This window comes from Rhodococcus sp. EPR-157 (assembly GCF_001647195.1).
Classification (GTDB): domain Bacteria; phylum Actinomycetota; class Actinomycetes; order Mycobacteriales; family Mycobacteriaceae; genus Rhodococcoides.
In genome coordinates this window covers 1-3,823 of record NZ_LVCV01000282.1, presented here as the reverse complement: position 1 = coordinate 3,823, position 3,823 = coordinate 1, and the positions used below count along the sequence as shown (strand labels likewise).

The following is a 3,823-nucleotide window of genomic DNA, read 5'->3' as shown; positions in this document are numbered from 1 at the left end:
ACGTCTGTTTCTTCCTGCGTCAAACCGGGCGGTGCGAGGAGTCCGCGCCAGTTGGCGAAGACGACGTCCACTCCCGCTTCGCGGGCGGTCGGAGCGTCGATGACGGGGATACGTTCTGCAGTGCTGATCGCAAGTGCACGAACGGTTCCCGCTGCGATCTGGTCCAGGTATTCGCTGACGCCCGTGGTGGCGACATCGACCTCTCCTGTCAGCAACGCCGGTAGGAGCTGGCCGCCGCCTTCGAACTGGCGGTACTTCGACGCGGAGGCGTCGACGCCGATGGCGCGGGCGAGCAGAATTCGGAAGAGTCCGTCGGCCCCGCCCTCGGCCGAACCTCCGGCGAAACTCAGCTCGGCCGGATTCGCACGCCATGCGGCGACCAGGTCGTCCATCGTGCGCAGCGGCGAATTGTCCGGAACGAGTACGACTTCTGGTTCCTCCAGAAGTTTGGCGACGGGGGTGACGTCGGCGATCGTGCGATCCGAGTCCGTAGTCTCCAGTGCGCCGATCAGGCCCAGGCCCATGACCATCGCGAGATCGGGATCACCGCTCTCGAGGGCCAAGCGGCCGAGTCCGACGACCCCGCCGGAGCCGGGCAACACCACGACGTCGAAATCGGTGCCGTCCGAGGCCAATGCCTGCGTGAGGTTGCGGGCAGTGAGGTCGTAACCGCCACCCGCGTCGGACGGAACCACGAACCGAACGCGCTCGTTGGCTGCCGAACCCGCGAATACTGCAGGTTCCGATCCGCAGGCGCCCACCAGAACGGCGACCGAGACGCACAGGGCGCTGGCTGCAGTTCGAACTTTCATTGTGGGCACGTCGATAGTCAACAGCACTTTGTGATTGCGGTCACCCTTGCGGCCACAGTTTCATTTGTGTCCATTGTGCTCACACGCATTCTCGTTCGGTCGTAGGTGGGGCGACGTAGGGTCGTTCCGTGCGTAGAACGACGCTGGCTGCCCAGCTGCTGAGATTGCAGCTGCTCATCGTCGTCGTAGTGCTCGTCGCCATCGGAGGACTGTCGCTCGCGCAATCGTCCTCGACGTTCGAACGTGACGCAGGTCGACGAGCGCAGTCTGCCGCCGAGACTCTGGCCGCCAATCCCGTCGTCCGACAATTGCTGCCGTCAGCGCAGCCCCGCATCAGGACCGGTCTGCAGAGTGCCGTCGAATCCGTTCGAGCAGTCTCCGGGCTGGACTATGCGCAGTTGGCGGGCGTCGATGGCGTCGTCGTGCTGTCCACTGTCCCCGAGCAGGTCGGTACCGCTGTGGGGTCGGCGGCAGGCGCGTCGTGGGTCGGGCTGACCGACACGCCGCTCGGCAGATCAGTCGAAGCGCACGTGCCGGTTCTGAACGATTCGGGCACGCTGGTCGGAACCGCGATCGTCGGAGATCGCTATCCGTCCGCGTTGGACCGCTTCCTTCAATCGGCGCCCAATCTGATCGTCTATCTCGCGGTGGCGTCGGTGCTCGGCGGAGTGGGCTCGGTGCTGCTCGCGCGCCGAGTGAAGCGACAGACCCTGGGAATGGAGGCCAGTGAGATCCTCGATCTGGTCGGCCAGCGCGAGGCGATGCTGCGCGGTCTCAAGGAAGGCGTCATTGCACTCGATCCGCACGGGCGGGTGCTGCTGATGAGCGAGAGCGCGCACGAACTGTTGCATATCGACTACGGCAGTAAGGGAATGACTGTCGACGAGCTCGGACTGACCGACCGGCTGCGCGACGTGCTGCTCGGTACCGTCGCCACGTCCGACGAGATCGTGCTGGTCGGAGACCGAGTGCTCGTGTTGAATACGGTTCCGATCGTGTCGAAGGGAAAGGCCGTCGGAACGGTCACCACGTTCCGAGATCGCACCGAGCTCACCGACATCGAGGAGGAGCTGGGCGTGACGAAGACGAGTTCGACGGCGCTACGTGAACACATCCACGAATTCGACAATCAGTTGCACACCATCTCCGGGCTCGTCCAACTCCACGAGTACGACGAAGTTGTTCGGTACGTGGAGGGATTGACGGCGCGGCGGGAGGATGCAACGTCGGCCGTGACCGACTCCGTCGAAGATGTCGGTGTCGCGGCGTTGCTCATTGCGAAGATCGGTGCTGCCGCGCATCGTTCGGTGTCGATCGAGATCGTCGACGGTTCCGCGCTCGGTCATCATGGTGGGGCGTTGTCGCGTGATCTGTGCACCGTCCTGGGCAATCTCGTCGACAATGCTGTCACTGCCTGCGACGGCCGAGTGCGTATCTCGTTGCAGGAGAAGGGCGGCGAGATCACTGTCGCGGTATTCGACGATGGCCCCGGTGTCGCGGCGTCGGACGTGGAACGGATCTTCGAACAGGGCTGGAGCACTCGTGGGTCCGCGAGCACCGGCCATGGATTCGGGCTTGCCCTCGTGCGGCTGGCGTGTCGACGCCGAGGCGGCGACGTGTCGGTTGGGTCGGAACTACTCTCGGGCACCGACTGGACGGTATTTCGAGCCGTGATGAAGGAGCAGCAGTGATACGTGTTCTCGTCGTCGACGACGACTTCATGGTTGCGAAGGTACACTCCGGATTCGTAGGCAAGGCAGAAGGTTTCGAGGTCTGCGGTGTCGCGCACACGCCACAGGCTGCGATCGAGGCAGTATCGACGATGCGACCCGATCTGGTCCTGCTCGACGTCCACCTTCCCGGCATGAGCGGGCTCGACCTCATCGGCAAGTTCCGTGAGTTGGTGCCCGACGTCGACGTTCTCGTCATCACCAGTGAACGAGAAGTGGCGTCCGTGCAGAAAGCGCTGCGGAGCGGTGTCGTTCACTACCTGATCAAACCGTTCAAATTCGCTGTGCTGAACGCGCGGCTGGAGCAATACCGCACGACGCGGTTGTCGCTGAGTGTTATCGACGAGGCCGAGCAGGCGGCGGTCGACAAGGCTTTCGGCGTAACCGGGGCGTCAGCCGATCTACCGAAGGGACTCAGTCGCGTCACGCTCGATCTCGTCGAGGAGAAATTGCGCGAGGTCGACGGCCCGGTGTCTGCCACCGAAATGTCTGAGCGGTCGGGGATCTCGCGATCCAGCGCACGCCGATACCTGGAATACCTCGCGGGCACCAGCAGGGTCGACGTGTCGCTGGACTACGGGAACGTCGGACGGCCGGAGAGGCTCTACCGACGACGGTGATCTACTGGACCGCCTGCCGCACGATCTCGGAGATTCGCTTCTCGGTTGCGTCGTCGAGTTCGGTGAGGAACCAGCCCGACGGCATGAGTTTGTCGGATGCACCCTCTCCCGCAACGACATTGGCCTTCTCGGAAAGCCCGAATGAGATGTATTTTTCGGCGATGAAGTGGCACAGGATCGGACCCTTGCCCTTCGCGTAGCCGGGCATTCCGTAGAAGAGCCTGGGCTGCAGTTCCGGAGCGGCCTCCAGAATCACCTCGTGGAGCCGCTTGCCGACCGCGTCGTACGGCGCCGGGTAGGAGGCGATCTTCTCGACTACCGCTGCCGCGGGGTCTTTGGTGGGCTTCTTCTCTGGCATGTCTGTCGGAGCTTTCCTTGGTGGTCGGGATTGTTCTCGAGGCGACGCATTTTGTCCGCTCTATTGTGCCGTTGCTGTCAAGCTCCGGAACTCGCCATTCGTCGGTCGGTTTGTGTCGGTGGGGTCCGATAGCATCGAATGTATGTTCGATACAGGGAGTGCGGCAGGTGCCACCACCAGCCACCCCGCGGCAGCAGCGGATTGGGCTGCTGCGGCGGCTGTCAGTGATGCGTGTGTGGCGGGATTGTCGGTGTACGCCGCACGCTGCCGGTCGAGGGAGAACCGCGCCCGCGCGCAGGTCGT

General features: G+C 63.7%; 4 protein-coding genes. 2 read left to right on the top strand and 2 right to left on the bottom strand.

The features are described 5' to 3' along the window. A partial coding sequence (locus A2J03_RS13055) for a Bug family tripartite tricarboxylate transporter substrate binding protein (RefSeq protein ID WP_231912517.1) occupies positions 1-812 on the bottom strand: 812 nt, incomplete at its 3' end. A 128-nt stretch (positions 813-940) separates the two neighbouring features. Here A2J03_RS13055 and A2J03_RS13050 point away from each other — a divergent pair. Beyond that, positions 941-2,503 (top strand): sensor histidine kinase, encoded by a 1,563-nt coding sequence (locus tag A2J03_RS13050; RefSeq protein ID WP_068374428.1) that lies wholly within the window; start codon positions 941-943, stop codon positions 2,501-2,503. Next, entirely contained in the window at positions 2,500-3,162 is a 663-nt protein-coding gene (locus A2J03_RS13045; protein ID WP_068374426.1) for a response regulator, read from the top strand. The genes A2J03_RS13050 and A2J03_RS13045 overlap by 4 nt, the downstream gene beginning before the upstream one ends. Position 3,163: 1 nt before the next feature. Here A2J03_RS13045 and A2J03_RS13040 read toward each other — a convergent pair whose 3' ends face one another. Further along, entirely contained in the window at positions 3,164-3,520 is a 357-nt protein-coding gene (locus A2J03_RS13040; RefSeq protein ID WP_068374423.1) for a DUF1801 domain-containing protein, read from the bottom strand. Positions 3,521-3,823 lie beyond the last annotated feature (303 nt).

Bases quoted from the DNA above. Each gene is read 5' to 3' on its own strand.
- A2J03_RS13040 (WP_068374423.1), bottom strand. From the start codon at position 3,520: ATGCCAGAGAAGAAGCCCACCAAAGACCCCGCGGCAGCGGTAGTCGAG.